Raw genomic sequence first — 25,141 nt, 5'->3', positions numbered from 1 at the left:
GCGGCGTATGACGCGGCCGGTGGCCCGGTCCAGGTGCGTCAGGCGGGCGATCCGGTAGCGGACCAGGACGCGGTGGACGGTGGAGGCGGGCACGTTCAGCAGGCCGGCGATGCGGGCCGGTCCCCACCGGCGCGCGAGTCTGACCTTGATGATCCGGCGTTCGGTGCGGGTCGCTGTGCGCCGGGGGCTGTGGTGCGGGCGGGAGGACCGGTCGGTCATGCCGGCCTCGCCCAGGGCCCGGTAGCGGGCGGCCCACCGCTGAGCGGTGGTCGGCGAGACCTGGAAACGCTCGGCCGCCCGGCGCAGCGGCCAGCCGTCCGCGACGACGCAGCGGGCCAGGCGCAGGCGGCCGGTCTCGGTCAGGGGTGCATTACGGTGGGGCATGAGGGCCTTCTGTCGTTCGGTGGAGATGTCGCAATCCACACCGAACCCGGGAGGCCCTCACCCGTTCAAGACGCCTCAGCCGAGACCTCCATCACCGTCCACAACCTCCCAGGGCAATACAGCTAGCCCGTCGGCCGGAACCCGGTCGGCGGGTGGGGGTCCTGGAGGGCCGCAGCCCGGTCGGAGGGTTCCGGCGGGGGCTTCGGGCCGACGGCGTACTGGTTCTCGACGAGGTGCTCGTAGATCTCGAAGTCGACGGCCTGCCACCGCCCCATGTCTCCGTGGACGGCCCGGAACTGGGCCGGAGTCGGACTGGTCACTGTTCTCACCTCTCCCGTCAAGGGTGCAGGATCGCAGGACGTCCTGCACGCCGTGCGGACTGGGCCGTTCGAGTGACGGCGAGGCCGGTTCTACGGGGCGGGGACGGCGTCGGCCGTGAGGCCGGCGAGCTGCAGTGCACGGTGCACGGCGGGCAGGTCCCAGTCCTCGTCCCGGCCGCCGTTCCCGGTACTGGCGACCAGCAGATCCAGTGCCTCCGGCGTCAGCCGGTAGTTCTCCGCGGCCTCCAGGAGCCCCTTCGCCGCCGGCCCGTGGCCGGCCAGCAGCCCCAGGACCTTCTCGCGTGCCACGAAACGGCTCATTCCGCAGTCCAGGCCGTCGTCCTGGAGGCCCTCGGGGTACGGCGCGCGAGCCCAGGCGCCGTTCTCGTACCAGTAGACGCAGCCCAGTTCCCAGCCCTCGAGCAAGCCGTGGAGGGTCTCGTACGGGAGCCAGTCCGGGGCCTGCGCCAGCATGTCGACGGCGGGCTCGTGCCACTTGACGCCGCTCGACTCGTCCTCGCCGTAGAGCACGAAACGACCCTGGCCCATCCGGGCCAGGGTCCACCACGTGCAGCCGGCGTCGTCGAGACGGAGCCTGGCGCCGTCGATCCAGTGGCCGGTGCGGTGGATCCCGCGGCTCTCCGCCTCGGTCGTCGCCTCCAGTACGGCGACGAACGCCCACCGCGCCCAGAGCAGTTCCGCCGCGGGCAGGTCTCCGGGCCGGCCCGGCCGGTGAATCGTCATGCTGTCCTTGCTCCCCTTGCCGGTGGCACACGCGTACCGGCAGGATCGTAGCGGCAGTCAGCGCAGCGTCGGAGCGCCTGGATCCGGCTGACGCCGTCACACCGTCAGGGCTTCGCCGTCCGGGGGACGTCGGTGCACAGGGCCCAGATGACGAACACGCCGATGCCGATGGCGATGATCGACCAGAGTGGCTGGTACGGCAGCCACATGAAGTGCAGGATCACGTACAGGCTGGTCAGGGCGATACCGGCGATCCGGCCGGCCTCCCAGCCCTTGAGGATCGCCGCGCCGGCGCCGACCACTAGGATGCCGACGATGAGGTGGATCCAGCCCCAGGCCGTCAGGTCGAACTTGAAGGTGTAGCCGCCGACGTGCTGGTACACCTCGTCGTTGGCGATGGCGACGATGCCTTCGATGATGCCGAAGATACCGGTGACGATCATCACGACGCCCGCGAACGTCGTACCGCCCGATGCCCAGGCTCTGCTGGTAGCGCTCGGCGTAGTACTCGGCGTGCTGCTCATTGCGCCGCCTCTCTCTTGAGTGTGGGACCCGGTCTCCGTGACGCACCGGTCCCGTAACCCATCGTGCGCACCCATCGCGCAGGGCGCACGTCGGGAGCCCGAGGGGTGTCAGGGGCTCTGACGGCCGAGCCCCACGTCGACGCCCCCGTCGCTCTCGACCCGATCACCGGGACGTACCTCGGCACGTCCGTCGGCGCCGGGAGACTGTCTCGGGGACCTGAGCGACGAACTCGGGTCCCTGTAGACACCGGCTAAGGGCGTGCGGCGGTGTGCTCGAGGACGGTGCGGACCTCCGCGGTGATAGCGGCCTCGTTCTGCTCGAACTCGGGGCCGGTCAGCAGGTTCGGGTCCGCCGGGAGGCCGTTGAGGACCGGGGTGTGCAGGTGGCCGCCGGGCACGTGCGGGGCGAGGTCGCCGCGGAGACGGTTGGAACGGTAGGCCACCTCGTTCGACAGGTAGCCGCCTCCGCCGCCCGCCACCGCCCGCGAACCCGGCGTCGGGCCGTCCTCGCGGTCCACGGGCGCGGCGGCGCCCGCCGGGATCTCGGTGACGGCGGTGTTCAGGAGCACCGGGTAGGGACTCTGGACGGCGCCGGTCGCGGCGTCGGTGGGAAGCGTGGTCCGGATGAACTCCGCGCCCGGGGCGAGGCCCGGAGCGGTCACCGGGTGCTCGCGGGTGCCGCCGGAGAGGGAACGGGTGTTGTCGGGGTACGGATCCGCCGACCGGGACCGGCCCGCCCAGGCCTCCAGGGTGAAGAGGCCGGGGTAGCCCTGGCTGATGGTGGTGATGACGTCCGCCGTGCCGGGGCCGCCGGCCAGGCGCGGTGCGAAGGCCCGCTCCACGATGCCGGCGTCGAAGTCGGCGTACCGCACGGGCAGGACGACGGCCCGGATCTCGGCGCGGCTGCCGTCGGCGAGGGTGATGCGGCGGCCGTTGAGCTGGAGGGCGGCGGAACCGGAGGGGTTGGCGCGGCGGAGCTCGGCGTCCAGCCCGAAGGGGTCGAAGCCGCTGATGAAGACGCGGCGTACGCCCGGAGCGGTCCGGAAGGCGTTGTCGGTGAGGCCGCGCGAGGCGTCCTCGAAGCGCGCGCGCAGCGAAGCACGGTCGACGGCGAATGCCGGCTCCCAGCGGGCGAGCGCGGTGGTCATGGCCAGCCGTGTCCAGTACAGCGGCCGGTCGTCCCCGGCCGGGAGGTCACCGGCGGGCCGCTGCCCCTGGGCGCGGCGTACGGCGGCCTGCCAGAGGGCCTCGCCCCAGCTGTCGAGCAGCCGCCCGGCTTCGGCGGGGTTCCGGACTCCGCAGAGCGCGGCGGGAAAGCGCCGTACGAAGTCCCCGAACCCGGCGCTCTCCACGAGCGCCGTGGTCCGCGCATCCGTGAGCCGCGCCTGCTCTGCGTCGAGCGGTATGCCGAGCGGTGGAGAGGCCGCCGGGCGGCAGGAGGAGGTGTCGTCCGCGTGCGCCGGAGCGGTGACGGCCAGGGGGAGGACGGTGGCAAGCAGGGCCGCGATCGACGCGGCACGCCGTAAGAGCATCATGCCATGTGACATTACATAGCCGCTCAACACCGCCGCCAGACGCCCTCGTTCGGACGGGGTGTGATCCGGTCACTCCGGCGCAGGGGTGTCGCGCCGCCGCCGGCGCAACGCTCCGTCCAGGGCGGCGGACAGTTCGGGGACCGTGGGCCTGGCCGCCGGGTCGGGCCGGAGGCAGCCGTCGATGGCCGCCGCCAAGGCGCGGGGAAGACGCCGGCGGGTGCTGACGGGCGGCGCCGGTTCCTCGAGCTGTGGGTACCGGTCCGCGGCCTCGGCGCCGGCCTCCGTCTCACTTCCGGTCGTCCCGGTGAGGGTGTCTCCGGGGTCGAACGGCACGTCACCGGTGGCGAGTTCGTACAGCGTGATGCCGATGCCCCAGACGTCGGCCGCCGTCGACAGCGGTCCCCCGCGTGCCTGTTCGGGGGCCAGGTGGCTGAACGTGCCGACACCCGGCGGGGCGATGCCCGGCGCGCGGGCGACGCTGAGGTCGAGCACCTTCGCGTGACCTCGTTCCACCACGACGTTGGACGGCTTCAGGTCCAGGTGCAGCAGCCCCTGCCCGTGCAGGTAGTGCATCGCGGAGCACAGCTGCACGCCCAGGACGGCCACGTCGTCGGCGGCCGCCCGCCGGGGCAGACGGCCGATGAGGTGGGACAGCGTCTCGCCCGTCAGCGTCTCGAGGACGACGAGCGGCTCGGGCGAATCGAAGGTCTCGTACGCACGGACCAGATGCGGATGCGTGAAGCGCTGGAGCCAGCGGCCCTCGCGCACGAGCCGGTCGCCCAGCCGGGGCTCGTCGCGGCAGTCGGGGCGCAGGACCTTCACCACGCACCGGCAGTCCCGCTCCTCGCTCCACGCGTCGTAGAGGTCGAGCCAGCCGGTCCTCGCCAGGTGCGCCAGGACCTCGTACCCGGGCACGGGGGCCGCGCCCGGCGCGAGGGGCGGGGCGGCGGGCCGGGTGGCGGGGGCAGGGCTCATGACAGGACCTTCGGGCTCACGACAGGACCTTCAGGGGAGCAGCGGCCGTGCCGGCGCCGGGCGCGCCGCCGTTCGCGCGGTGCAGGCGGGCGTAGGCCCCGCCCCGTACGAGCAGCTCCTCGTGCGTGCCGCACTCGACGACCCGGCCCCGGTCCAGTACCACCGTGGAGGTCGCGTCGCGCACGGTGAGCAGGTTGTGCGAGATCACGACGGTGGTCCGCCCGGCCATCAGCCGGCGCAGCGGTTCCATGATCCGCCGGCCCGACTCGGCGTCCAGGCCGGTGGTCGGTTCGTCCAGCAGCAGTACGGGTGCGTCCCTGACCATCGCGCGGGCGATCGCCAGGCGCTGGGCCTGCCCGCCGGACAGCGTCCGGCCCCGCTGGCCCACCACGGTGTCGTAGCCCTCGGGGAGCAGCCGGATGAACCCGTCGGCGTCGGCCGCGCGGGCCGCCGCGACGATGTCCGCCTCCGTCGCGCCGGGCCGGCCGTAGGCGATGTTCTCCCGTACGGTGCCGTGGAAGACGAGCGTCTCCTGCAGCACGACCGCGACGTTCTCGCGCAGCTCGGACAACCGCAGCTCCCGCAGATCGGTGCCGTCGAGGAGCACCGCCCCCTGGTCCGGGTCGTAGAAGCGCAGTTGCAGCTTCCCGATCGTGGACTTGCCCGCGCCGCTCGAACCGACCAGCGCCAGCGTCGTACCGGGCTCCACACGGAACGACACGTCGCGAAGTGCCCACCGCGACGTGCCCGGATAGCGGAACGAGACGCCGCGGAACTCGACATCGCCCCGGGCGCGCCCGATCCTCCGGGCACGGGCGGCTGCCACCTCGACGACCTGGGGGCGCTGGTCGAGCAGTTCGATGATCCGCTCGGCCGACGCGGACGCCGCGTAGAACGTGGTCGTGAGCTGGGACAGGTCGCGGATCGGACTGTAGAGCTTGCTCAACAGGGCGATGAAGACCAGCAGTCCGCCCAGAGTGAGCTGCCCCTGCGCGAGCTTCCACGTACCGAGGCCCATCACGGCCAGCGCGCCGGTCAGTTCGATCATCTCGACGATCGGGCCGTAGACGGAACGGATCCGGGCCGAGACCATCTCCGCGCGGAAGCGGCCCATGCTCTCCCGGGCGAACCGGCCTTCCTCCGTCCCCTGCCGGTTGTACGCCTGCACCAACGCGATGTTGCCGAGCGACTCCTCGGCTATCGCGCTGATCGAGCCGCTGCGCCGGCGCCGCTCCCGCGACGCGGCCCTGACCAGCCGCGAGAAGCGCCGGGCCGAGGCCCAGAAGAGCGGCACGATGACCAGCGCGAGGAGGGTCAGGTCCCAGCTCAGGTAGAAGAGCAGGCCGAGGAAGACGCCCAACTGGATCACGTAGTAGAGGGCGTTGGCCACTCCGGAGAGGAGGAACGTCTCGATCGCGTCGACGTCGCCGGTGATGCGCGACAGTACGTCTCCCAGCCGCCGCCGTTCGAAGAACCCGAGCGAGAGCCCCTGGACGTGCCGGTAGACGTCCGAACGCAGGGCCAGCAGGAAGCGCTCGCCCACCCAGGTGGACATCACGTCGTCGGCGAACTCCAGAACGCCGGAGAAGATGACGAGCCCCAGGTAGGCCAGCGCGATCCAGAGGAAGGGGCGCAGATCGCGCGGAACGAGGACCTCGTCCACCACGATCTTGAAGAGCCAGATCTCGGCCGCGTCGATGAGCGGGCCGATCATGCTGAAGAGGAGGATCGGGACGAGCCAGCGCCGGCCGCCGCGGGTGTAGGGCCAGAACCGCCGGAACGCCTCGCGCGGGGCCACCGGCGGCGCGGCGGCGACGACCGCATCGGGATCATCGGCCACCGACAGCAGCCGGTGCAGCGCATGCCACGCGACACGCCTCATGGACGCGTTCCTCAAGGATTGCCGGCTGGGCGGATCAAGGAGCGGGGTCCGCCCAGCCGTTCTCGGCGGTCAGCAGCCGTGACCGTGGTTGCCGTTGTTCCCGTGGCCATGGCCATGGCCGTGGCCGGTGTTCCGGTGACGACGGTGACGGCGCTTGCCGGTGTTGTCGTCGCGCCCCGAGGTCCAGTCCCTCTTTCCGTGACGGCGGTTTGCTGGGATGAGATGAGTGAAGATCGCCATGAGCTTTCCTCCTGGAGAGGCTTCTACAGGGGCATACGGTCCAGACGGGCCGGGAGATTGCGTTCTGCGGAAAAATCTCCCGACCGGCATCTCGTGGCATCCGGTGTCATCTCGCCGCGGACGGCGCCCACGGGTGGGTGAATCCGCCTGGATCGGGCCGGTCTGGTATGGGATGGCCCGGCACACCCTCATTCGATGGGAGATCCACATGAAGATCCGTACCCTGGCCGTTGCGGCCTGCATGGTCGTCGGTGCGACGCTTGGCGGGATCGGCACCGCTTCGGCCGACGCCACGGCCGAAGGCTATGCCATCGGCTCCCCGGGCTTCCTCTCGGGCAACGTCGTCCAGGTGCCGATCCACATCCCGATCAACATCTGCGGGAACAGCGTCAACATCATCGGGCTGCTGAACCCGACCGCCGGCAACGTCTGCGTCAACCACTGATACGCCCTGCACGCGGTGTCACCGGACCCGTCCGGTGACACCGCCGGGCGTTACGGGACCCCGCGGATGCGGCGGACCAGTACGGATCCCGCCAGCGCCAGAACCCCCGCTAGCGCGTACAGCGCCGTGTACCCGCCGAAGTGGGTGACCACCGGCGCGGCGATCACGGGAGCCAGCACCTGGGGCAGCGCATTGGCTATGTTGATGACGCCGAGGTCCCGGCCCCGGTCCTCCGCCGTCGGCAGCACATCCGTCAGCAGGGCGAAGTCCACCGACGTGTAGACGCCGAACCCGACCCCGAGGACGAGCGAGGCGACGATCGCCCCCGTCCAGGTCTGCCAGACGGCGAGCAGCAGGGTGGCCGCCGAGATGACCAGCCCCGACCCGATGACGTAGACCTTCCTGCGGCCCGTACGGTCCGACCGGACGCCGCTGATCACCACCGTGGCCAGGAGGGTGAGCGCGTTGAGCGCCGTCAGGATCAGTACGCCCGTGTCCGCGTCGTCCTCGTAGTGCACGGCGTCGGTCAGGTAGTACAGCAGGTACATCGTGCTGACGGAGTACGACAGGTTCATCAGGAAGCGCGTCAACCAGGCCCAGCCGAAGTCCGGATGGCGCCGCGGGTCGATCCAGAAGCCGGTCAGGAAGGTCCGCCACCGGAAGACGGGCCGGGCGTCGGGCCGCAGGCGCGTGTCGCGCCGCGACACCACGTACGGGACGGCCGCGAGCACCGAGAAGGCCGCGCACGCGAGATACCCGGCGGTGACGCCGCCCGCGACCGTGGCCAGCGCCGTACCGACCAGGATCCCGCCGACCTGGGAGACGCCGAGCCAGCCGCCGACCAGGCCGCGCTGCCGGACCGGGACCTGGTCGGGCACGGCGGCGGTGAGGGCGGCGAACGCCGCATTGAGCGCGAGCTGGACCAGGCACCAACCCGCGATCACCCCGGCGACGCTCGAAGCCCGGGCGAGGACGAGCAGCCCGGCCGCCCCACCTGCAACTCCCGCCACCACCCAGGGGATCCGCCGGCCCGCCGGCGATGTCGTACGGTCCGACAGAGCCCCGAAGACCGGGTTGGCCACCATCGAGACCGCCGCTCCCACACCCGTCACGAGGGCGAGGGTGGACGCCTTGTGGTCCGGGGTGAGCTGTTCCGCCTGGCGGGCCAGGAGCAGTTGGAGCGGGCCGAACCAGCCGACCCAGACACCGAGGTTCGCGAGGGACAGCGCACCGACCCAGCGCCCGCCGACCGGGTTTCCGGTCTCCTCGGCCGTCCGTCCGACGGTCATCTGCCGCCCTTGATCAGGTCGCGGTACCAGGCGTACGATTCCTTCGGGGTCCGCTCCAGCGTCTCGTAGTCGACGTGGACCAGCCCGAACCGCTGCCGGTACCCCTCCGCCCATTCGAAGTTGTCGAGGATCGACCAGATGAAGTAGCCGCGGACATCCACCCCTTGCGCCATCGCCCGGTGCAGGGCGGCCACATGGCCCTCGTGGTACGCGATCCGGCGCGCATCGGCGACCCGTCCCGTCGTGGGATCCGGCCCGTCCCCGTACGAGCAGCCGTTCTCGGTGATGTACAGCGGCGGCAGCCGGTCGCCGTAGCGCTCGCGCAGGGAGACGAGCAGTTCGCGCAGCCCGTCCGGGACCACCGGCCAGCCGAAGTCGGTGTGTGCGTACCCCTCGACCGGCCGGATGCCGAAGGGGAGGTCCGCGGGTATCCCGATGCCGCCGAACTCGCCTGCGGGGGCCGCCGGTTGCGGGGCTCCGACGCGCATCGGGTTGTAGTAGTTGATCCCGTACCAGTCCAGCGGGGCCGAGATGGTCTTCAGGTCCTCCGCCACCGGGCCGGGCAGCAGGGAGGCCAGGCCCTCGTCCGGATACGCGCCGGTCAGGACGGGGTCGGCGAACAGGCGGTTCGTGAGCGTGTCGTACAGCTCGGCGGCGGCGCGGTCGGCCTCGCCGTCGCTCGCGGCCCACACGGGGCTGTGCGAGGCGGCGATGCCGATCTCGCGGGCGCCCGCCGCACGCAGGGCCTGTACGCCCAGGCCGTGGGCCAGGAGCTGGTGGTGCGCCGCCGGCAGGGCGTCGAAGACGAGACGCTTGCCGGGGGCGTGCTCGCCGAGGCCGTATCCCAGGAGGGTGACCTCGGCGGGCTCGTTGATGGTGATCCACATCGGGACTCGGTCGGCGAGCCGCTGCGCGACCACCGAGGCGTACGCCGCGAACCGCTCGGCGGTGTCGCGGCTGAGCCAGCCGCCCTTCTCCTCCAGCGCGAGCGGGGTGTCCCAGTGGAACAGGGTGGGCACCGGGGCGATGCCGGCGGCGCAGAGCTCGTCGACCAGCCGGTCGTAGAAGTCCAGCCCCTTGCGGTTGACCCGCCCGTGGCCGTCCGGCAGGACCCGCGACCAGGACACCGAGAACCGGTAGGCGCCGACGCCGAGTCCGGCCATCAGGGCCACGTCCTCTCGGTAGCGGCGGTAGTGGTCGGTGGCCACGCCCGCGTGCGAGCCGTCTCTGATGCGCCCCGGCTGCTCGGTGAAGGCGTCCCAGGAGGAGGGGCCCCGGCCGTCGGCGGTGGGGGAGCCCTCGATCTGGAAGGCCGAGGCGGAGACGCCCCAGAGGAAATCGGCGGGGAACGCGGGTACGGGCGCTGTCATGCGGGCTCACTTCGGTCGCAGGTGCATCGCTGACGGCACACTTTTGGGCCCCGGAGCCCGCCCTGTCAATGGAAAGTGAACAATCCTCAACTTTTATCGCCGGGGGTGGTGGCGACGGTGTCCGCGAGCCCGGTCCGGCCGTGGAGCGCGTCCCGCCGGTCGAGCCGGGCCCGGGTGCAGGGGGCACCCTGGAGGTATGCCCAGGGCCAACGAACGCGTCGAGGCACTGCTCCAGGAGTACGCCGACCTGATCGCGATCAGCGGCGGCGACGCCTTCAAGGCGCGCGCGTACGAGAAGGCCGCCCGCGCCATCGGCGGCCACCCGGCCGATGTCGCGCAGCTCGACGCCGAGGGCCTGCGGGAGATCCCGCACGTGGGCAAGTCCATCGCGGACAAGATCCGGGAGTACCTGAGCACCGGGCACGTCCCGGACATCGAGGCGCGCCGGGCCACCGTCCCGGCCGGGGTGCGGGCACTGACCGCCATCCCCGGGCTCGGGCCACGCAAGGCCCTCGTCCTGTACGAGGAGCTGGGCATCTCGTCCGTCGAGCAGCTGGAGGACGCCATCCGGGAAGAGCGGCTGCGTGACCTGAAGGGCTTCGGCGAGCAGACCGAGCAGAACATCCTGCACGGCATTTCCGTACTGCGGAACGCCGACGGCCGCATCCTGATCGGCGCCGCGATGGACATCGCCGAGCAGATCGTCGCCGAGATGGAGCGCATCCCCGGGTGCGTACGGTGCACGTACGCGGGCTCGCTGCGCCGGATGCGCGAGACGATCGGCGACATCGACATCCTGGTGGCGGCCGACCGGTCCGTGCCCTTCATGACGGCGCTCGCCGAGCTCCCCTACGCGGCCGAGGTCATCGCGCACGGGGCGAAGAAGACCTCCATCCGGACCGGCGCCGGCCTCCAGGTCGATCTGCGCGTCCTGCCGCCGGCGTCCTGGGGAGCAGGGCTGCAGTACTTCACCGGATCGAAGGCGCACAACATCCGCACCCGCGCGCTGGCGGTGCGCCAAGGGCTCAAGCTCTCCGAGTACGGGCTCTTCGACGCGCAGAGCGGCAAGAACCTCGCCTCGGAGACGGAGGAGGAGATCTACGCCCGGCTGGGCCTGCCCTGGATCCCGCCGCCGCTGCGGGAGGACCGCGGGGAGATCGCGGCCGCGCTGCGGGGCGAACTCCCCGACCTCGTGGCCGAGGGTGACGTCCGGGGCGACCTGCACACCCACACGGACCTCACCGACGGCCTCGCCTCCTTGGAGGACATGGTGGCCGCGGCTGCCGCCCGCGGCTACGCGTACTACGCGGTCACCGACCACGCGCCGGACCTCGCCATGCAACGCATGACGCAGGAGAAGATCCTGGCGCAGCGGGAGCAGGTACGGGCACTGGACCGCACGGTGCACGGGATGCGGCTGCTGCACGGCACGGAACTCAACATCGGACCGGACGGCGGCCTGGACTGGCCCGACGGGTTCCTCGCGGACTTCGACCTGTGTGTCGCATCCGTGCACTCCCACTTCGGTCAGAGCCGGGCGGCCATGACCCGGCGCTTCATCCGGGCGTGCGAGAACCCGAACGTCGCCGTCATCGGCCACCCCACCACCCGGCGGATCGGCAGACGCCCCGGTGTGGACGCCGACTTCGACGCGGTCTTCGAGGCCTGCGCGCGGACGGGCACAGCCCTGGAGATCAACGCGCATCCGGAGCGGCTCGACCTGCGCGACGAGGACATCCTGCGCGCGAAGGGCCACGGGGTGAAGTTCGCGGTGAGCTCGGATGCGCACGCGACCACGCACCTGCCGTACCTGCGCTACGGGGTGGGCACGGCGCAGCGCGGCTGGCTGACGAAGGACGACGTCGTCAACACGTGGCCGTGGGCCCGCTTGCGCCGGTTCCTGCAGGGGAAGCGGGCCTGACACCCTGTGCTCACGTCGGTTGCCTACGGCTTTCCGGCCCAGGCGGACAGTGCCTGGCACCGCTCGCTGCGGCGGGCTGCGGCGTCGGCCGTCCGGGTGGCCCAGGCGATGTGGCCGTCGGGGCGAACGAGGACTTCGGCCACCCCGTCGAGGCCGGGGTTGCCGTGGTGGCCGGTGGTGGTGACGGCGGTGACCCGGCCGGCCCGTCCGCCGTCGCAGCCCGCGTCGCCATCGATGTCGAAGTGCTGCTCCTCTGCCAGGTTCAGCAGGACGAAGCGGCCCTCGTGGAGCAGCTCGTACACCCGGGAGGCCGTGGAACCGGAGATGCTCAGCGCGATGTCGGGCATCCGGGCGCCCACCAGCGGATCGGCGCCGGGGCCGGCGGCCGGATAGCCGACGCCGAGCGCGGAGACCAGCCCGGCGAGCCGGCGGTTGACCTCCTCGATGCCGAGCAGGTCGTCGAGCAGTTTCCGCAGGGCCGCGGCGGGCCGCTGGTACGAGGGGACCAGCGTCAGCTCCGCCAGCAGGGTCTGGACCTCGGTGTTCTCGGTGACCGTCAGGCCGACCGGGTGACGCTCGTCGTGGTAGGTGTCGAGGAGCCCGGGCGGCGCCCATCCGTGGATCTCGGCGGCCAGCTTCCAGCCCAGGTTCACGGCGTCCTGGAGCCCGGTGTTGAGTCCCTGGCCGGCCGCGGGGAAGTGGATGTGCGCCGCGTCCCCCGCCAGCAGGACGCGGCCGGACCGGTAGCGCTCGGCGAGCCGGGTGGCGTTCCCGAACCGGGACAGCCACCGGGGCCGGTCGATGCCGCAGTCGCTCCCGCAGATCCGTGTCAGCGAGTCGCGGAACTCCCGGGCGGTGACGGGCTCGTCGGCCGGCGTCCGCATCCGCTCCGGATCGATGAGGACGAACCGGGTCAGGCCGCCCTCCAGCGGGACGGCCAGCACGCCCCCGGCCCGCGCCCGCCCGAGGCTCTCCGGGTCGGCCACCGCGAAGTCGCCGAGGATCCCGGTCAGCGTTTCCGCGGTTCCCGGGAACCCGATGCCGGCCTCCTTCCGCACGATGCTGCGTCCGCCGTCGCAGCCGACCACGTAGCGGGCGCGTACGGTCTCCACCCCGCCCGGACCGCGTACGTCGACCTCCACGCCGTCCGGGTCCTGGCGCAGCCCGGTGGTCTCGTGCCCGCGGCGGATCTCCACGCCGAGCTCACGCGCCCGCTCCTCCAGCAGGGCCTCCGTACGCGCCTGGGCCAGGAACAGGGTGTACGCGTGACGCGAGTCCAGAGCGCTGAAGTCCAGCCGGGTGTTCAGACCGGCGAAATGCCAGCCGGGCACGGTCCGGCCGAGTGCGAGGAACCGGTCGGCCAGCCCCCGCTGGTCCATCAGCTCGACGCTGCGCGGGTGCAGGGTCAGCGCCCGGGAATCCTGCTGCGGGGCGTCCCGCCGCTCCACGACCCGGGTCCGTACGCCGGCCAGCGCGAGCTCGCCGGCGAGCATCAGTCCGGTCGGGCCCGCGCCCACGACGATCACATCGGTGTCCATCGGCAACCTCTCCCCAATTTAGTGAACAGTGTTCACGTGAACGATGTTCACTATAGTGGGGGCCATGAGTGCACCGTCAACCCCGCCGCCCGCCGACGCCGCCCGCCCGAGCCGGGGCAGGCCGCCGAGGCTGGACCAGGCCCGCACCGTCGAGGCCGCCCTGGTTCTGCTGGACGAAGCCGGCCTGGACGCGCTCACCATGCGGCGGCTGGCCGACGCGGTGGGCGTCCAGGCCGGGGCGCTCTACCGCCACTTCGCCACCAAGCAGGACCTGCTGACCGCCATGGCCGAACGGATGCTGGCGGGCTGCGCCACCCCGCCGCCGGACGCCGACTGGAGCGGACGGCTGACGGCCCTGGCCCGCGGCATGCGCACGGCGCTGCTCGCGCACCGCGACGGCGCACGGGTCTACGCGGGAACGCACTCGACCGGACCGAACACCCTCGGCTTCGCCGAGACCCTCATCGGGGTCCTGCGCGAGGCGGGTTTCGGACACGAGGAGGCGGCGCGCACCGCGCTGACCGTCGCCCACTTCACCGTCGGGCACACCCTCGAGGAGCAGGCCGCCCTGCAGCCCGGGGACCAGGGGCCCGCGGACCCCGGGCAGCTGCGTGAGGCGGTGACGGCAGCCCGGTTCCCGCACCTCGCCGCGGCCCTGCCCGTGTTCACCAGCGCCGACTTCGCGGCCCACTTCGAGTTCGGCCTGGGCCTGCTGGTCCAGGGCCTGCGCGCACTGCACCCGCCCGAGCCCGCTGCGTAAAACGCATCCGGCCTGCCCCGAGGGTCGGGGGCAGGCCGGATGCGTGCGTACGGGGTGGGTCAGTTGTTCTGGGCGGCGTCCGAGTCCGCCTGGGCCGCCGCGCTCTCGGCATCGTCCAGCTTCTGCTGCATGTCCTTGACCTGGGCGTCGTCGGCGCTCACGGACTGGGTGTCCTGGGGCTGGGCCTTCGCGCCGGGCATGCAGCCGGTGAGCAGCAGCGCGGCCGCCGTGAGCAGGGTGGCGAGCCCCGCGGCGGCGCGGCGGGGCACGGTCACTTGGACCCCTGCGCGGAGCACCAGGTGCTGACGGCCTTCAGGTCGTCCTGCCGCTTCTGCAGGGTGGGCAGCAGGCTCTTGCGGAAGGTCAGGCGGTCGTTGAGGTAGGTGTGGACCTCGGTGTGGCCGGCGGTCTGCGCGTTCGCGACGCGCTGCTCGAGCCGCGCGACGGAGCCGGGCACGGTGACGTCGCCGTTGAGGCGGTTGATCGCGGTGCTGACGCGCGTCTCCGTCTTCGGCAGGCGCTTGCAGATCGCCTTGGCGCCGTCGCCCTTCGGCGCGGACTTGGCCGTCTTCGGGGCGGCGGGGGCGGGGCTGCCGCCATCGGCCTGGGCGGGGGCGGCGGAGAGCAGTGCGCCGGCCAGCGCCACGGCGCCGATCGCGGCAGCGGCGGTCCTACGGTTCGGGAGCATGGCTGTATCCCCTTCGGTGCGAGCGGGCCGGCTCACGGGCGGCCGACCGGTCAGGACGGTAGGAGGTGTCCTTGTGGAATCTTTGTGAGTCCACAGCAGCGCCCCGTGCGGCCCGGCCGGTTCGGCTCCGCTCAGTCCCCCCGGGAGATCCAGTCGCGGCGCCTCGGCAGGCGCAGGGTCGGGGCGTCCGCGGCCGACAGGGGCAGGCGCACCTCGACGCGGGTGCCCGTGCCGCCGGGCGGCGTCCCGATGATGACCGTGCCCCGGTGCAGCGCGACCTGCTGGGCGACGAGCGTCAGCCCGAGCCCGGAGCCGGGGCTGCCCGGGCGGTGGTGGAACCGCCGGAAGACGGCTTCCCGCTCGCCGGGCGGGATGCCGGGCCCCGCGTCGTCCACGGTGAGCACCGCGTACCCGCCCTCCGCGCGCAGCCGTACCGCGATCCCGGACGGCTCGTCCGGCAGGTGGCCGTGCACCACCGCATTGCCCAGCAGGTTGGCGAGCAGGATGGCCAGCCCCGCCTCCCATCCGAACACCCGTAGCTCCGGCGGGAGTTCAGCATCGAGCCGGGCCGTGGGATGGCGGCGGGCGGTCTCGCCGACGACCGTGTCCACCAGCTCGGAGAGGTCGAGCGGGGCGAAGGCGGACACCTCCACCAGATCGCCCCGGGCGAGCATCCGCAGGGCCGTGAGCAGGTCCAGCAGCCGGGCGTGGTCGCTCTGCAAGTCCCGTACGATCTCTGCCCGTTCGGCGGGGGAGAGGTCGGGATGGGCGGCGAGGACGTCCAGGTCGGTCCGCATGCTCATCAGCGGTGTGCGCAGTTCGTGCGAGGCGGCGGAGGAGAAGGAGCGGGCGGTGTCGAGCGCCTGCGCCGTACGGGCGGCCTGCTCCTCGTACCGGGCCAGCAACTGGCCGATGGCGGAGGACAGTTCGTCCACCTCGGCGATGTTCACCGGTGCGGTGGCGAAGGCGGCCGCGCCCGCCCCCGGGTCGAGTTCGGCGGCCCGGCGGCTCAGCCTCCGTACGGAGGTGGTGGCGCGGCCGGCCAGCCCGTACGCGAGCAGCCCGGAGACCGGCGCCGCCAGCAGGGCGACCAGCAGGACCCGGCGGCGCACGGCCACGACCTGAGGGTCGGCGGCCGAGGCCGGGGTGAACAGCCAGAACGTGCCCGGCGCCGGTCCGGCCACCGGGACGGTCAGCACTCGCCAGGCATGTCCCTTGGCCCGGACGGTGACCGGTCCGCCCGGGGTCTGCTCGGGCAGCCGTACCGGGTCGGCGGGCTGCGGTCCGCCCTCCAGGACGACCGTTCCGTCCGTGGTCCGTACCCGGATCCCGGCGTCGAGGACGTCGCCGAGGACCTTGCGGTGCTGGTTCTGCTCGGCCTTCGGACGCCCGTTCAGGTCGGCCGTGAGCATCGCCTTGACGTCAGGGAGGACGGACGAGGCCCGGTCCTGGAGCCGGGTGTCCTGCTGCTGGTGCAGGTCGCGGCTGACCAGCCCGAGCACCAGCAGGCCCGCGGCGAGCACCAGCAGGGGCACCACCACGGTCACGGAGAGCGCGATACGGGTGGCGAGCTTCACGAGCCGCTCCAGGCCTCGGGGACGCGCAGGACGAAACCGACACCGCGCACGGTGTGGATCAGGCGCGGGCGCCCGCCCTCCTCCAGCTTGCGGCGCAGGTAGCTGACGAAGGTGTCGACTGCGTCGCTGCGCACCTCGAAGTCGTAGCCCCACACACGGTCCAGCAGCTGATCCCTTGTGAGGACGATCCCCGCGTTGCGCACCAGCTGCACCAGGAGCTCGAACTCGCGGCGGGTGAGGTGGAGTTCGGCGCCCTCCTGGCGTACCTGCCGGCTGGCCTCGTCGATCACCAGCGGGCCGGCGCGCAGTACGTCCGGCGCAGGCGCCTGGGCCGGCCGGCGCCGCAGCAGGGCGTGCAGGCGCAGCACGAGCTCCTCCAGGGCGAAGGGTTTGACCAGGTAGTCGTCGGCCCCGGCCTGCAGTCCCGCGATCCGGTCCGCGACCTCGTCGAGGGCCGACAGCATCAGGACGGGGGTCTCGTCGCCCTCGGCGCGCAGGCTGCGGCAGACCTCCGTGCCGGTCAGACCGGGCATCGAGACGTCGAGTACGAGGACGTCCGGGGCCCGGTCGGCGAGCAGGCCCAGCGCGGCGGGTCCGTCCTCGGCGAGGAGCACGGTGAAGCCGCTCAGCCGCAGCCCGCGCTCCAGCGAGCGGCGGATGGCGGCGTCGTCGTCCGCCACCAGTACCAGCCCGGTGGATGTGCTGCCGGTCACACTGCCCTCCTCGCGCGCGGCCCCGTCGCAGGCCGGGCGCCGACCCTCTCACGGCCGACGGACCGCCCGGAAGCCGGGGTGCGGAGCGGGGTGGGTACGCGGGTCCGGGCCCCCTCCCGATGTCGTGAATCCTTCCTTGACACGGTAGAGGGGCGCCCTCACACTGGCGTTGCGTTCACCGCAATCCGTTTCGCTATACGCACCGAGGTGTCATGAAGATTCCCGCGTGCCGACTCGCCGATCTCCCGCGAGGCGAGGCCTGCAGACTCGATTCCGATCCTCCGATCGCGGTGTTCCATACCGAGGACGGCGAGGTGTACGCCATCGACGACACGTGCACCCACCAGGACGCCTCGTTGTCCGACGGCTGGCTCGAGGGGTGCGAGGTCGAATGCCCCCTGCACGCCTCGAAGTTCGACCTGCGCACCGGTGGCGTCGACTCCCCGCCGGCCAAGCGCCCCGTCCGCACCCACCAGGTCCTCGTCGAGGACGGCATGGTGTACGTCCTGCCGTCCCCGACGCCCTGCGCGGCCGCCCACCGGGTGGAAGGCCGCGCGTGAAGACCGTGGCCGTCGTCGGCGCCTCGCTGGCCGGCCTGTCCGCCGCCCGCTCGCTGCGTGAGCAGGGCTACGACGGACGGCTCGTCCTCATCGGCGGCGAACCCCACCGCCCGTACGACAGGCCCCCGTTGTCGAAGGAGTTCCTCGCCGGCGAGATCGACGAGGACGCACTCGCGCTGGAAGCGGAGGGCGAGGACCTCGCGGCCGTGTGGGAGCTCGGCGTGCGAGCCGTCGGGCTCGACACCGGGTCGTGGGCCGAGCACCACGTACGGCTCGCCGACGGCCGGTCGGTCCGGGCCCACGGCATCGTGATCGCCACCGGCGCCGCCGCGCGGACCCTGCCCGGGAGCGAGCCCCTCGACGGCGTGTACGTCCTGCGCACCCTGGACGATGCCCGCGCGCTGCGGGCGGATCTGGCCCGCGGCGGCCGACTGGTGGTCGTCGGCGGCGGATTCATCGGAGCGGAGGTCGCCTCCACCGCGCGGCGCCTCGGCCTCGACGTCACCGTCGTGGAGGCGGCGCCCACACCGCTGGCCGGCCCGCTCGGTACGGAGATGGGCTCCCTCGTCTCCCTGCTGCACGCCGACCACGGCGTCCGCCTGCTGTGCGGAACGGGCGTACGTGCACTCGCCGGTACGGGGAGGGTGGAGGCCGTCGTACTCGACGACGGCCGCCGCCTCGACGCCGACACCGTGGTCGTCGGAGTGGGCGCCCGCCCGTGCACCGACTGGCTGGCGGGGTCCGGACTGGACCTCGACGACGGCGTACGGTGCGACGCCGCCGGCCGTACGAACATCCCCGGCATCGTCGCCGTCGGGGACTGCGCGGCCTGGTACGAGCCGGCGGTCGGGGCCCACCGCCGGGTCGAGCACTGGACCGGCGCGCGGGAGCGCCCGGCCGCGGCGGTCGCCGCCCTGCTCTCCGGAGGGCGGGGCGTGCCGGAGGCGCCCCGGCCCCCGTACTTCTGGTCCGACCAGTACGGGACCCGGATCCAGTTCGCCGGGTACGCGGCGGAGGCCGACAGCGTCACCATCGAGGAGGGCGCGGCGGCCGACCGCTGCTTCCTCGCGGTCTACCGGAGCGCGGGCCGGCCGGTCGCGGTGCTCGGCCTGAACCAGACGCGCCTGTTCACCCGGTGGCGGCGCCGGCTGGCCACCGCCGAGGCCCGGACGGCCGGTTGACCCGTGGCGGGTCCCGATCCGACGCTGCTACGCCCCCATGCGCCGCCCCGCTGCCCCCGACGCCCCGAACCACGACGTTCCGCGAGGAGTGCACGTGACCACGACCGGCCTGCCGGAAAGCCTGATCGCCACCCTCCCCGGCGACTACTACACCGACCCGGCCATCTTCCGGCTGGAGCAGGAACGCATCTTCGAGACGATGTGGTTCTGCGTGGGGCGCTCGTCCGAGCTGGCCAAGCCGGGCGCCTTCCGGACCGTGGACGTCGGCCGCGAGAGCATCCTGGTGACGCGAGCGCGCGACCACGCGATCCGCGCCTACTTCAACGTGTGCCGGCACCGCGGCGCGAAGCTGTGCACGGAGCAGACCGGAGAGGTCAGGCGGGCGTTCCAGTGCCCGTACCACGCCTGGACGTACGACCTCGACGGCAGGCTGATCGCCGCCCCCAACCTCACGAAGATGCCCGACGTCGGCCGGACCGAGTTCGGGCTGGCGCCCGTGCCCGTACGGGAATGGCTCGGGTACGTCTGGGTCTGCCTCGCGGAGCGCCCGCCCTCCTTCGAGGAGCAGGTCGTGGGCGCGGCCGTGGAGCGGCTCGGCGACGCGGAATCCATCGAGCGGTACGGCATCGCGGACCTGGAGGTCGGACGGCGGATCGTCTACGACGTCAAGGCGAACTGGAAGCTCATCATCGAGAACTTCATGGAGTGCTACCACTGCGCCACGATCCACCCCGAACTCACCGAGGTGCTCCCGGAGTTCGCCGACGGCTACGCGGCGCAGTACTACGTCGGGCACGGCGCCGCCTTCGGCGAGGGCGTCCAGGGCTTCACCGTCGACGGTTCGGAGGGCCTCGACCGGATCCCCACCGTCTCACCGGACCAGGACCGCAAGTACTACGCGATCACCGTGCGGCCGCAGGTCTTCGTCAACCTGGTGCCGGACCACGTGGTCTTCCACCGGATGTACCCGGTCGCGGCCGACCGAACGATCGTCGAATGCGACTGGCTCTACCTCAAGGACGTGGTGGAGAGCGGCAAGGACGTCAGCCGGTCCGTCGAGCTCTTCGACCGGGTCAACCGGCAGGACTTCGACGCCTGCGAGCGCTGCCAGCCCGCGATGAGCTCCCGCATGTACGCCAAGGGCGGCGTGCTGGTGCCCAGCGAACACCACATCGGAGCGTTCCACGACTGGGTCCGGGACCGGCTGGGCACCGGGCACGAGCAGCCGCGGCAGGAGCCGTCGCGGTAGGAGCCGTCGAAGGGGACGCTCAGCCCAGGTGGCCCATGCGGTGGCTGATCTCCAGCGCACCCTTCAGCAGCAGCGGGGCCAGCTCGTGCATGCGCTCCTCGGTGAAGCGGTAGCTCGGCCCCGATGCGCTGATCGCGGCGATGACCACGCCGTCCCGGTCGCGGATCGGGGCGGCCATGGCGTGCAGCCCGATCTCGTACTCCTCGAACGTCATGGCGTACCCGCGGTCCAGGGACGCGACGAGGTTCTTCTCGAGCTTCGTTCTGGCGGTCAGGGTGCTCGGCGTGTACTTCTTCAGACCGGCCTCCGCCAGCAGCTGCACGCGCTGCTTCGCCGGGAGGTGGGCGAGGAGGACCTTGCCGCTGGAGGTGGCGTGCAGCGGGGTCAGCTGGCCGACCCAGTTGTGCGCCGTCACCGCGCCCGGGCCGCGCACCTGGCAGAGGTTGATCGCGTACTGCTCCTCCAGGATGGCGATGTTGACCGTCTCGCCGAGCTCCTCGGCCAGCCGCTCGCACACCGGGCGGCCCACCTGGGTGATGTCGATCCGCCCCGTGACCGCGCCCGCCAGCCGCACGATGCCGAAGCCGAGCCGGTATTTGCCGCGCTCGGTGGCCTGTTCGACGAGGCCGCGCGCCTCCAGCGCGCCGAGCAGCCGGAACGCCGTCGACTTGTGGACGTCGATCTCCGCCGCCACCTCGCTGACGCCCGCCTCGCCGCGCTGGGCGAGGATCTCCAGCACGCTGACGGCGCGGTCGACGGACTGCACCCCGCCCGCCGGCGCGCCCGCGGTTTCGGTGGCTGCCTCGTAGTTGCTCATGGCGAAACTATACGCGCCGTCATCAACAGCAGGCCGGGGCGAGCCGAGGCCGAAAAGTTGCGCGGAACGCAACCTGGTGCGCCTGGCGATACCCGTACTAGCATGCGCCGCATCTTGACGGCTGGGGGCAGCCCTCGGCCGGAGACGACGGAGGGACGAGACTCCGATGGTGCCCCAGCAGTACGACTTCGTCATCGTCGGCGGCGGCTCGGCCGGCAGCGCCCTCGCCAACCGGCTCTCGGCGGATCCCGGCAACCGCGTCCTGGTCCTCGAAGCCGGCCGCCCGGACTACCCGTGGGACGTCTTCATCCACATGCCCGCGGCGCTCACGTTCCCCATCGGCAGCCGCTTCTACGACTGGAAGTACGAGTCCGAGCCCGAGCCGCACATGAACGGGCGGCGCATCTACCACGCCCGGGGCAAGGTGCTGGGCGGGTCGAGCAGCATCAACGGAATGATCTTCCAGCGCGGCAACCCCCTCGACTACGAGCGCTGGGCCGCCGACCCCGGCATGGAGACCTGGGACTACGCGCACTGCCTCCCGTACTTCAACCGGATGGAGAACTGCCTGGCCGCGGACCCGGAGGACGAGTTCCGCGGCCGCTCGGGACCCCTCGTCCTGGAGCGCGGCCCGGCCTCCAGTCCCCTCTTCCCGGCCTTCATGGAGGCGGTCCGGCAGGCCGGGTATCCACTGACCGACGACGTCAACGGCTACCGGCAGGAGGGCTTCGCGGCCTTCGACCGCACCATCCACCGCGGGCGGCGGCTGTCCGCCGCCCGGGCCTACCTCCACCCGGCCATGAAGCGGCGGGGCCTCGACGTGCGGACCAGGGCCTTCGTGACGCGGATCCTCTTCGAGGGCGAGCGCGCCGTCGGCGTCGAGTACCGCCGCGGCCGCGGGGCACCCCGGCAGGTGCGGGCCGGCGAGGTGATCCTGTCCGGCGGCGCGATCAACTCCCCGCAGCTGCTCCAGCTGTCCGGGGTCGGCAACGCCGACGAGCTGCGGGCCCTGGACATCGACGTCGTCCACGACCTGCCGGGCGTGGGGGAGAACCTCCAGGACCACTTGGAGGTGTACGTCCAGCACGCCTGCAGGCAGCCGGTCTCGATGCAGCCCTACCTGAAGTGGCGCCACCGCCCCTGGATCGGCCTCCAGTGGCTCTTCCGCACGGGCCCCGGCGCGACCAACCACTTCGAGGCCGGCGGTTTCGCGCGGAGCAACGAGGACGTCGCGTACCCCAACCTGATGTTCCACTTCCTGCCCGTCGCGGTCCGCTACGACGGCTCCGCGCCCGCCGGGGGCCACGGCTACCAGGTGCACGTCGGCCCGATGTACTCCGACGCCGTCGGCTCGGTCAAGATCAGGAGCAAGGACCCCCGGATGCACCCGGCCCTGCGGTTCAACTACCTCTCCACCGAGCAGGACCGCCGCGAGTGGGTCGAGGCGATCCGGACCGCACGCACCATCCTCGGCCAGCCGGGACTGGAGCCGTACAACGACGGCGAGATCTCGCCCGGGCCGGAGGTCGAGACCGACGAGCAGATCCTCGAATGGGTGGCCAGGGAGGGCGAGACCGCGCTGCACCCGTCCTGTACCGCCAGGATGGGCACCGGCGAGGGGGCGGTCACCGATCCGGCGAGCCTGCGCGTGCACGGTCTGGAGGGGCTGCGCGTCGTGGACGCCTCCGTGATGCCCTACGTGACGAACGGGAACATTTACGCACCCGTCATGATGGTGGCCGAGAAGGCCGCCGATCTCATCCTGGGCAACGAGCCGCTGCCGCCGTCCAAGGCCGAGTTCTACCGGCACCACCGCCTCCGCAGCGAGGCAGAGCAGGGGCAGAGCCCCGGCCACACCTGAGGAGGAGCGGCATGTCCGCCCGGCCCACGCCGTATCCCGAACGTCCCGTACAGGCCCCGGTCACCGGGGGCGGCCTGGCCGAGCTCCTGCGCAGGGTCCGCTACGAGGTCCTGCCGGCGAAGGCCACCGAGGACAAGGTCCTGGCCCACGTCCCGGCGGACGTGCCCGTCACGGTCACCGCCTCCCCGGCCAAGGGCCTCGGCCCGACGCTGGACCTCGCCACCCGCCTGGCCGGGCACGGCTACCGGGTCGTCCCGCACGTCCCGGCCCGGCAGATCGCCGACGCCGGTCACCTCGCGGACATCGTGGACCGGCTCGTCGCCGCCGGCATCGAGGACGTCTTCGTACCGGCCGGCGACGCCGACCCGCCGGCCGGGGCGTACGACGCGGCCCTGCCCGTCCTGCGCCGGCTCGGCGAGCTGGGCAGCCCGTTCGCGCACGTGGGCATCACCGGTTACCCGGAGAGCCATCCCCTCATCGACGACGACGTCACCGTCCAGGCGATGTGGGACAAGCAGCCGCACGCGACGTACATCGTCAGCAACCTGTGCTTCGACCCGGCGACCCTGCGGCAGTGGCTCGGGCGGGTACGGCGGCGGCAGATCGTGCTGCCCGTACACGTCGGGGTCGCCGGGCCCGTCGAGCGCGCGAAGCTGCTGTCCATGGCCACGAAGATAGGCGTGGGGGAGTCGGCCAAGTTCCTCACCCGGCACCCATCGTGGTTCCTGCGCTTCGCGGCGCCCGGCGGCTACTCCCCGGAGCGGCTGCTGCGCCGCAGCGCCCCGGCGCTGGGCGCGCCCGAGGCCGCCGTGGCCGGGCTGCACCTGTTCACGTTCAACCAGATCGCCGAGACCGAGCGCTGGCGCCGCGCGATGCTGGAGCGCATCAGCGGCTGAACGGCTGAACGGCTGAACGGCTGAATGGCAGAGCGGGCCGGGCGGGCCGGGCGGGGCGCCGCACAACCGCCGTGCCCGGGCGCCCGTCCCCTTGACGTACCGCACCCCGTGGGCGATCGTGTCGTTCCATTCCGAGCAATACGATGCGCAATACGCAACTCGCATACCGGTGTTATCCGGATGGAGGCTCCGCGCGTGGCAGATCTGTACGTCGGTGGGAAGTGGCGCGAAGCGGTGGCGGGCGGCCGTCGGGACATTCACTGCCCCGCCGACGGTGCGCTCGTGCGGACCGTGTCCGAAGCGACGCGGGCCGACACCGAAGCCGCGATCGCCGCCGCCCGCAGGGCCTTCGACGAGGGGCCGTGGCCGCGCACACCCGAGCGGGAGCGCGGCGCCCTGCTGCTGCGCACCGCCGAGGTACTGGAGCGGGAGGCGAAGGAGTTCGCCCGCGCCGAATCCCTGGACACCGGCAAGCGCCTGGTGGAGAGCGAGTACGACATCGCCGACGTCGTGGCCTGCTTCCGGTACTTCGGCGGGATCGCGGGTACCAGCGCGGGCCGGGTGGTCGACACGGGCCGCGAGGACGCCGTCAGCCGGGTCGTGTACGAGCCGGTCGGGGTGTGCGGGCTGATCACCCCGTGGAACTACCCGCTGCTCCAGGCCGCGTGGAAGGTCGCGCCCGCCCTCGTCGCCGGCAACACCCTGGTCCTCAAGCCCAGCGAGCTCACCCCGTCCACCTCGATCCTGCTCATGCGCGCGCTGGAGGAGGCCGGACTGCCCGCCGGCGCTGCCAACCTCGTACTGGGAGCGGGCGCCGAGGCCGGCGCACCGCTCGCCGAGCACCCGGGCGTGGACATGGTGTCCTTCACCGGCGGCCTCGAGACGGGCAAGCGGGTCATGGCGGCCGCCGCGGCCACCGTGAAGAAGGTCGCGCTGGAACTGGGCGGCAAGAACCCGAACGTGGTCTTCGCCGACGCCGACTTCGAGGCGGCCGTGGACTTCGCCCTGACCGCCGTATTCCTGCACTCCGGGCAGGTCTGCTCGGCCGGCGCCCGCCTGATGGTCGAGGACCCGCTGCACGACGCCTTCGTCGACGAGCTCGTCCGCCGCGCCCGCACCATCCGCCTGGGCGGCCCCTTCGACCCCGCCGCCGAGACCGGGCCGCTGATCTCCGCCGCGCACCGGACCAAGATCGAGGAGTACGTCGCGGCGGGCCTCGCCGAGGGCGCCGTACTGCGCTGCGGGGGCCGGCGCCCCGAGGACCCCGCGCTCGCCGGGGGCTTCTACTACCCGCCGACCGTGCTCGACGCGTGCCGCCCGGACATGCGCGTCGTACGGGAGGAGTCCTTCGGCCCGGTGCTCACCGTCGAGCGGTTCTCGGGCGAGGACGAGGCCGTACGGACCGCCAACGACACGGAGTACGGGCTCGCCGGGGCGGTGTGGACCCAGGACGCGGGCCGGGCCCAGCGCGTGGCCCGGCGGCTGCGGCACGGCACGGTCTGGATCAACGACTACCACCCCTACGTCCCCCAGGCGGAGTGGGGCGGCTTCGGCCATTCGGGCGTCGGCCGCGAGCTGGGCCCGACCGGCCTGGACGAGTACCGCGAACCCAAGCACATCTGGCAGAACATCCAGCCCGGGGCGCAGCACTGGTTCCGCGGCTGAACCGGTG

The 25,141-nt window shown here is 72.5% G+C and carries 25 protein-coding genes; 9 read left to right on the top strand and 16 right to left on the bottom strand.

The window, feature by feature from the left end; all coding sequences use genetic code 11:
- From ACZ5WG_RS23025 to ACZ5WG_RS22990, 8 genes are all read right to left on the bottom strand, one after another.
- On the bottom strand, positions 1-384 hold a 384-nt coding region (locus tag ACZ5WG_RS23025; protein ID WP_468725514.1), incomplete at its 3' end, for a leucine zipper domain-containing protein.
- 122 nt (positions 385-506) lie between these two features.
- The gene (locus ACZ5WG_RS23020; protein WP_468725513.1) at positions 507-704 is read right to left on the bottom strand and encodes a hypothetical protein; all 198 of its coding nucleotides are present in this window, start codon (positions 702-704) and stop codon (positions 507-509) included.
- 90 nt (positions 705-794) lie between these two features.
- A complete protein-coding gene (locus ACZ5WG_RS23015; RefSeq protein ID WP_468725512.1) occupies positions 795-1,448 on the bottom strand; it encodes a hypothetical protein in 654 nt (217 codons plus the stop codon).
- A 104-nt stretch (positions 1,449-1,552) separates the two neighbouring features.
- Positions 1,553-1,972, bottom strand: coding sequence for a DUF7144 family membrane protein (locus tag ACZ5WG_RS23010; RefSeq protein WP_468725511.1), 420 nt, complete (start codon positions 1,970-1,972; stop codon positions 1,553-1,555).
- Between the two features lie 251 nt (positions 1,973-2,223).
- Positions 2,224-3,507, bottom strand: a complete 1,284-nt coding sequence (locus ACZ5WG_RS23005) for a pyroglutamyl peptidase (RefSeq protein ID WP_468725509.1) — start codon at positions 3,505-3,507, stop codon at positions 2,224-2,226.
- 69 nt (positions 3,508-3,576) lie between these two features.
- Entirely contained in the window at positions 3,577-4,482 is a 906-nt protein-coding gene (locus ACZ5WG_RS23000) for a serine/threonine-protein kinase (protein WP_468725508.1), read from the bottom strand.
- A 16-nt stretch (positions 4,483-4,498) separates the two neighbouring features.
- Positions 4,499-6,364 carry an ABC transporter ATP-binding protein gene (locus ACZ5WG_RS22995; protein ID WP_468725507.1) on the bottom strand — a complete coding sequence of 622 codons (1,866 nt, stop codon included), beginning with the start codon at positions 6,362-6,364 and terminating at the stop codon, positions 4,499-4,501.
- 69 nt (positions 6,365-6,433) lie between these two features.
- A complete protein-coding gene (locus tag ACZ5WG_RS22990) occupies positions 6,434-6,604 on the bottom strand; it encodes a hypothetical protein (protein ID WP_468725506.1) in 171 nt (56 codons plus the stop codon).
- A 208-nt stretch (positions 6,605-6,812) separates the two neighbouring features.
- Between ACZ5WG_RS22990 and ACZ5WG_RS22985 the strand changes: the two genes are divergently transcribed.
- Positions 6,813-7,049: a chaplin gene (locus ACZ5WG_RS22985; RefSeq protein WP_468725505.1), complete on the top strand. Its 237-nt coding sequence runs from the start codon at positions 6,813-6,815 to the stop codon at positions 7,047-7,049.
- Positions 7,050-7,099: 50 nt separating this feature from the next.
- On the opposite strand, the gene ACZ5WG_RS22980 is transcribed toward ACZ5WG_RS22985, so the two are convergent.
- A complete protein-coding gene (locus tag ACZ5WG_RS22980; protein ID WP_468725504.1) occupies positions 7,100-8,338 on the bottom strand; it encodes an MFS transporter in 1,239 nt (412 codons plus the stop codon).
- Complete coding sequence (locus ACZ5WG_RS22975) at positions 8,335-9,708, bottom strand: GH1 family beta-glucosidase (protein ID WP_468725503.1); 1,374 nt, start codon at positions 9,706-9,708, stop codon at positions 8,335-8,337. Before ACZ5WG_RS22975 ends, ACZ5WG_RS22980 begins: the two co-directional genes overlap by 4 nt.
- Before the next feature lie 196 nt (positions 9,709-9,904).
- Between ACZ5WG_RS22975 and polX the strand changes: the two genes are divergently transcribed.
- Positions 9,905-11,629, top strand: coding sequence for a DNA polymerase/3'-5' exonuclease PolX (polX, locus tag ACZ5WG_RS22970; protein WP_468725502.1), 1,725 nt, complete (start codon positions 9,905-9,907; stop codon positions 11,627-11,629).
- Positions 11,630-11,652: 23 nt separating this feature from the next.
- On the opposite strand, the gene ACZ5WG_RS22965 is transcribed toward polX, so the two are convergent.
- A complete protein-coding gene (locus ACZ5WG_RS22965; protein ID WP_468725501.1) occupies positions 11,653-13,167 on the bottom strand; it encodes a monooxygenase in 1,515 nt (504 codons plus the stop codon).
- Positions 13,168-13,231: 64 nt separating this feature from the next.
- Here ACZ5WG_RS22965 and ACZ5WG_RS22960 point away from each other — a divergent pair, with 64 nt between their 5' ends.
- Entirely contained in the window at positions 13,232-13,927 is a 696-nt protein-coding gene (locus ACZ5WG_RS22960; protein WP_468725499.1) for a TetR/AcrR family transcriptional regulator, read from the top strand.
- 59 nt (positions 13,928-13,986) lie between these two features.
- Here the strand turns inward: ACZ5WG_RS22960 and ACZ5WG_RS22955 are convergent, their stop codons facing one another.
- The 4 genes from ACZ5WG_RS22955 to ACZ5WG_RS22940 form a co-directional block, all read right to left on the bottom strand.
- Positions 13,987-14,202, bottom strand: a complete 216-nt coding sequence (locus ACZ5WG_RS22955; protein ID WP_468725498.1) for a hypothetical protein — start codon at positions 14,200-14,202, stop codon at positions 13,987-13,989.
- Positions 14,199-14,615: a hypothetical protein gene (locus tag ACZ5WG_RS22950; protein WP_468725497.1), complete on the bottom strand. Its 417-nt coding sequence runs from the start codon at positions 14,613-14,615 to the stop codon at positions 14,199-14,201. Before ACZ5WG_RS22950 ends, ACZ5WG_RS22955 begins: the two co-directional genes overlap by 4 nt.
- A 131-nt stretch (positions 14,616-14,746) precedes the next feature.
- Positions 14,747-16,192, bottom strand: a complete 1,446-nt coding sequence (locus ACZ5WG_RS22945; protein WP_468725496.1) for a sensor histidine kinase — start codon at positions 16,190-16,192, stop codon at positions 14,747-14,749.
- On the bottom strand, positions 16,189-16,905 hold the full coding sequence (locus ACZ5WG_RS22940; protein WP_468725494.1) for a response regulator transcription factor: 717 nt from the start codon (positions 16,903-16,905) through the stop codon (positions 16,189-16,191). The genes ACZ5WG_RS22945 and ACZ5WG_RS22940 overlap by 4 nt, the downstream gene beginning before the upstream one ends.
- Positions 16,906-17,117: 212 nt before the next feature.
- On the opposite strand from ACZ5WG_RS22940, the gene ACZ5WG_RS22935 reads away from it, so the two are divergent.
- The 3 genes from ACZ5WG_RS22935 (at position 17,118) to ACZ5WG_RS22925 (ending at position 19,895) form a co-directional block, all read left to right on the top strand.
- Positions 17,118-17,465: a bifunctional 3-phenylpropionate/cinnamic acid dioxygenase ferredoxin subunit gene (locus ACZ5WG_RS22935; RefSeq protein WP_468725493.1), complete on the top strand. Its 348-nt coding sequence runs from the start codon at positions 17,118-17,120 to the stop codon at positions 17,463-17,465.
- Positions 17,462-18,646 carry an NAD(P)/FAD-dependent oxidoreductase gene (locus ACZ5WG_RS22930; protein ID WP_468725492.1) on the top strand — a complete coding sequence of 395 codons (1,185 nt, stop codon included), beginning with the start codon at positions 17,462-17,464 and terminating at the stop codon, positions 18,644-18,646. Before ACZ5WG_RS22935 ends, ACZ5WG_RS22930 begins: the two co-directional genes overlap by 4 nt.
- A gap of 94 nt (positions 18,647-18,740) precedes the next feature.
- Positions 18,741-19,895, top strand: coding sequence for an aromatic ring-hydroxylating oxygenase subunit alpha (locus tag ACZ5WG_RS22925; RefSeq protein ID WP_468725491.1), 1,155 nt, complete (start codon positions 18,741-18,743; stop codon positions 19,893-19,895).
- A 19-nt stretch (positions 19,896-19,914) separates the two neighbouring features.
- On the opposite strand, the gene ACZ5WG_RS22920 is transcribed toward ACZ5WG_RS22925, so the two are convergent.
- Entirely contained in the window at positions 19,915-20,712 is a 798-nt protein-coding gene (locus tag ACZ5WG_RS22920; protein ID WP_468725490.1) for an IclR family transcriptional regulator, read from the bottom strand.
- Positions 20,713-20,878: 166 nt separating this feature from the next.
- Between ACZ5WG_RS22920 and betA the strand changes: the two genes are divergently transcribed.
- From betA to ACZ5WG_RS22905, 3 genes are all read left to right on the top strand, one after another.
- On the top strand, positions 20,879-22,573 hold the full coding sequence (betA, locus tag ACZ5WG_RS22915; RefSeq protein ID WP_468725489.1) for a choline dehydrogenase: 1,695 nt from the start codon (positions 20,879-20,881) through the stop codon (positions 22,571-22,573).
- A gap of 11 nt (positions 22,574-22,584) precedes the next feature.
- A complete protein-coding gene (locus ACZ5WG_RS22910; protein ID WP_468725487.1) occupies positions 22,585-23,469 on the top strand; it encodes a methylenetetrahydrofolate reductase in 885 nt (294 codons plus the stop codon).
- 195 nt (positions 23,470-23,664) lie between these two features.
- The gene (locus ACZ5WG_RS22905) at positions 23,665-25,134 is read left to right on the top strand and encodes an aldehyde dehydrogenase family protein (RefSeq protein WP_468725486.1); all 1,470 of its coding nucleotides are present in this window, start codon (positions 23,665-23,667) and stop codon (positions 25,132-25,134) included.
- Positions 25,135-25,141: the final 7 nt, after the last annotated feature.

The organism is Streptomyces sp. NPDC032745 (assembly GCF_055579465.1).
This window is presented reverse-complemented; position numbering and strand designations above follow the sequence as displayed.

Bases quoted from the DNA above. Each gene is read 5' to 3' on its own strand.
- ACZ5WG_RS23015 (WP_468725512.1), bottom strand. From the start codon at position 1,448: ATGACGATTCACCGGCCGGGCCGGCCCGGAGACCTGCCCGCGGCGGAA.
- ACZ5WG_RS22980 (WP_468725504.1), bottom strand. From the start codon at position 8,338: ATGACCGTCGGACGGACGGCCGAGGAGACCGGAAACCCGGTCGGCGGG.
- ACZ5WG_RS23005 (WP_468725509.1), bottom strand. From the start codon at position 3,507: ATGATGCTCTTACGGCGTGCCGCGTCGATCGCGGCCCTGCTTGCCACC.
- ACZ5WG_RS22985 (WP_468725505.1), top strand. From the start codon at position 6,813: ATGAAGATCCGTACCCTGGCCGTTGCGGCCTGCATGGTCGTCGGTGCG.
- betA (WP_468725489.1), top strand. From the start codon at position 20,879: ATGGTGCCCCAGCAGTACGACTTCGTCATCGTCGGCGGCGGCTCGGCC.
- ACZ5WG_RS22960 (WP_468725499.1), top strand. From the start codon at position 13,232: ATGAGTGCACCGTCAACCCCGCCGCCCGCCGACGCCGCCCGCCCGAGC.
- ACZ5WG_RS23000 (WP_468725508.1), bottom strand. From the start codon at position 4,482: ATGAGCCCTGCCCCCGCCACCCGGCCCGCCGCCCCGCCCCTCGCGCCG.
- ACZ5WG_RS22990 (WP_468725506.1), bottom strand. From the start codon at position 6,604: ATGGCGATCTTCACTCATCTCATCCCAGCAAACCGCCGTCACGGAAAG.
- ACZ5WG_RS22910 (WP_468725487.1), top strand. From the start codon at position 22,585: ATGTCCGCCCGGCCCACGCCGTATCCCGAACGTCCCGTACAGGCCCCG.
- ACZ5WG_RS22950 (WP_468725497.1), bottom strand. From the start codon at position 14,615: ATGCTCCCGAACCGTAGGACCGCCGCTGCCGCGATCGGCGCCGTGGCG.
- polX (WP_468725502.1), top strand. From the start codon at position 9,905: ATGCCCAGGGCCAACGAACGCGTCGAGGCACTGCTCCAGGAGTACGCC.
- ACZ5WG_RS23010 (WP_468725511.1), bottom strand. From the start codon at position 1,972: ATGAGCAGCACGCCGAGTACTACGCCGAGCGCTACCAGCAGAGCCTGG.
- ACZ5WG_RS22995 (WP_468725507.1), bottom strand. From the start codon at position 6,364: ATGAGGCGTGTCGCGTGGCATGCGCTGCACCGGCTGCTGTCGGTGGCC.
- ACZ5WG_RS22920 (WP_468725490.1), bottom strand. From the start codon at position 20,712: ATGAGCAACTACGAGGCAGCCACCGAAACCGCGGGCGCGCCGGCGGGC.
- ACZ5WG_RS22975 (WP_468725503.1), bottom strand. From the start codon at position 9,708: ATGACAGCGCCCGTACCCGCGTTCCCCGCCGATTTCCTCTGGGGCGTC.
- ACZ5WG_RS22935 (WP_468725493.1), top strand. From the start codon at position 17,118: ATGAAGATTCCCGCGTGCCGACTCGCCGATCTCCCGCGAGGCGAGGCC.
- ACZ5WG_RS22965 (WP_468725501.1), bottom strand. From the start codon at position 13,167: ATGGACACCGATGTGATCGTCGTGGGCGCGGGCCCGACCGGACTGATG.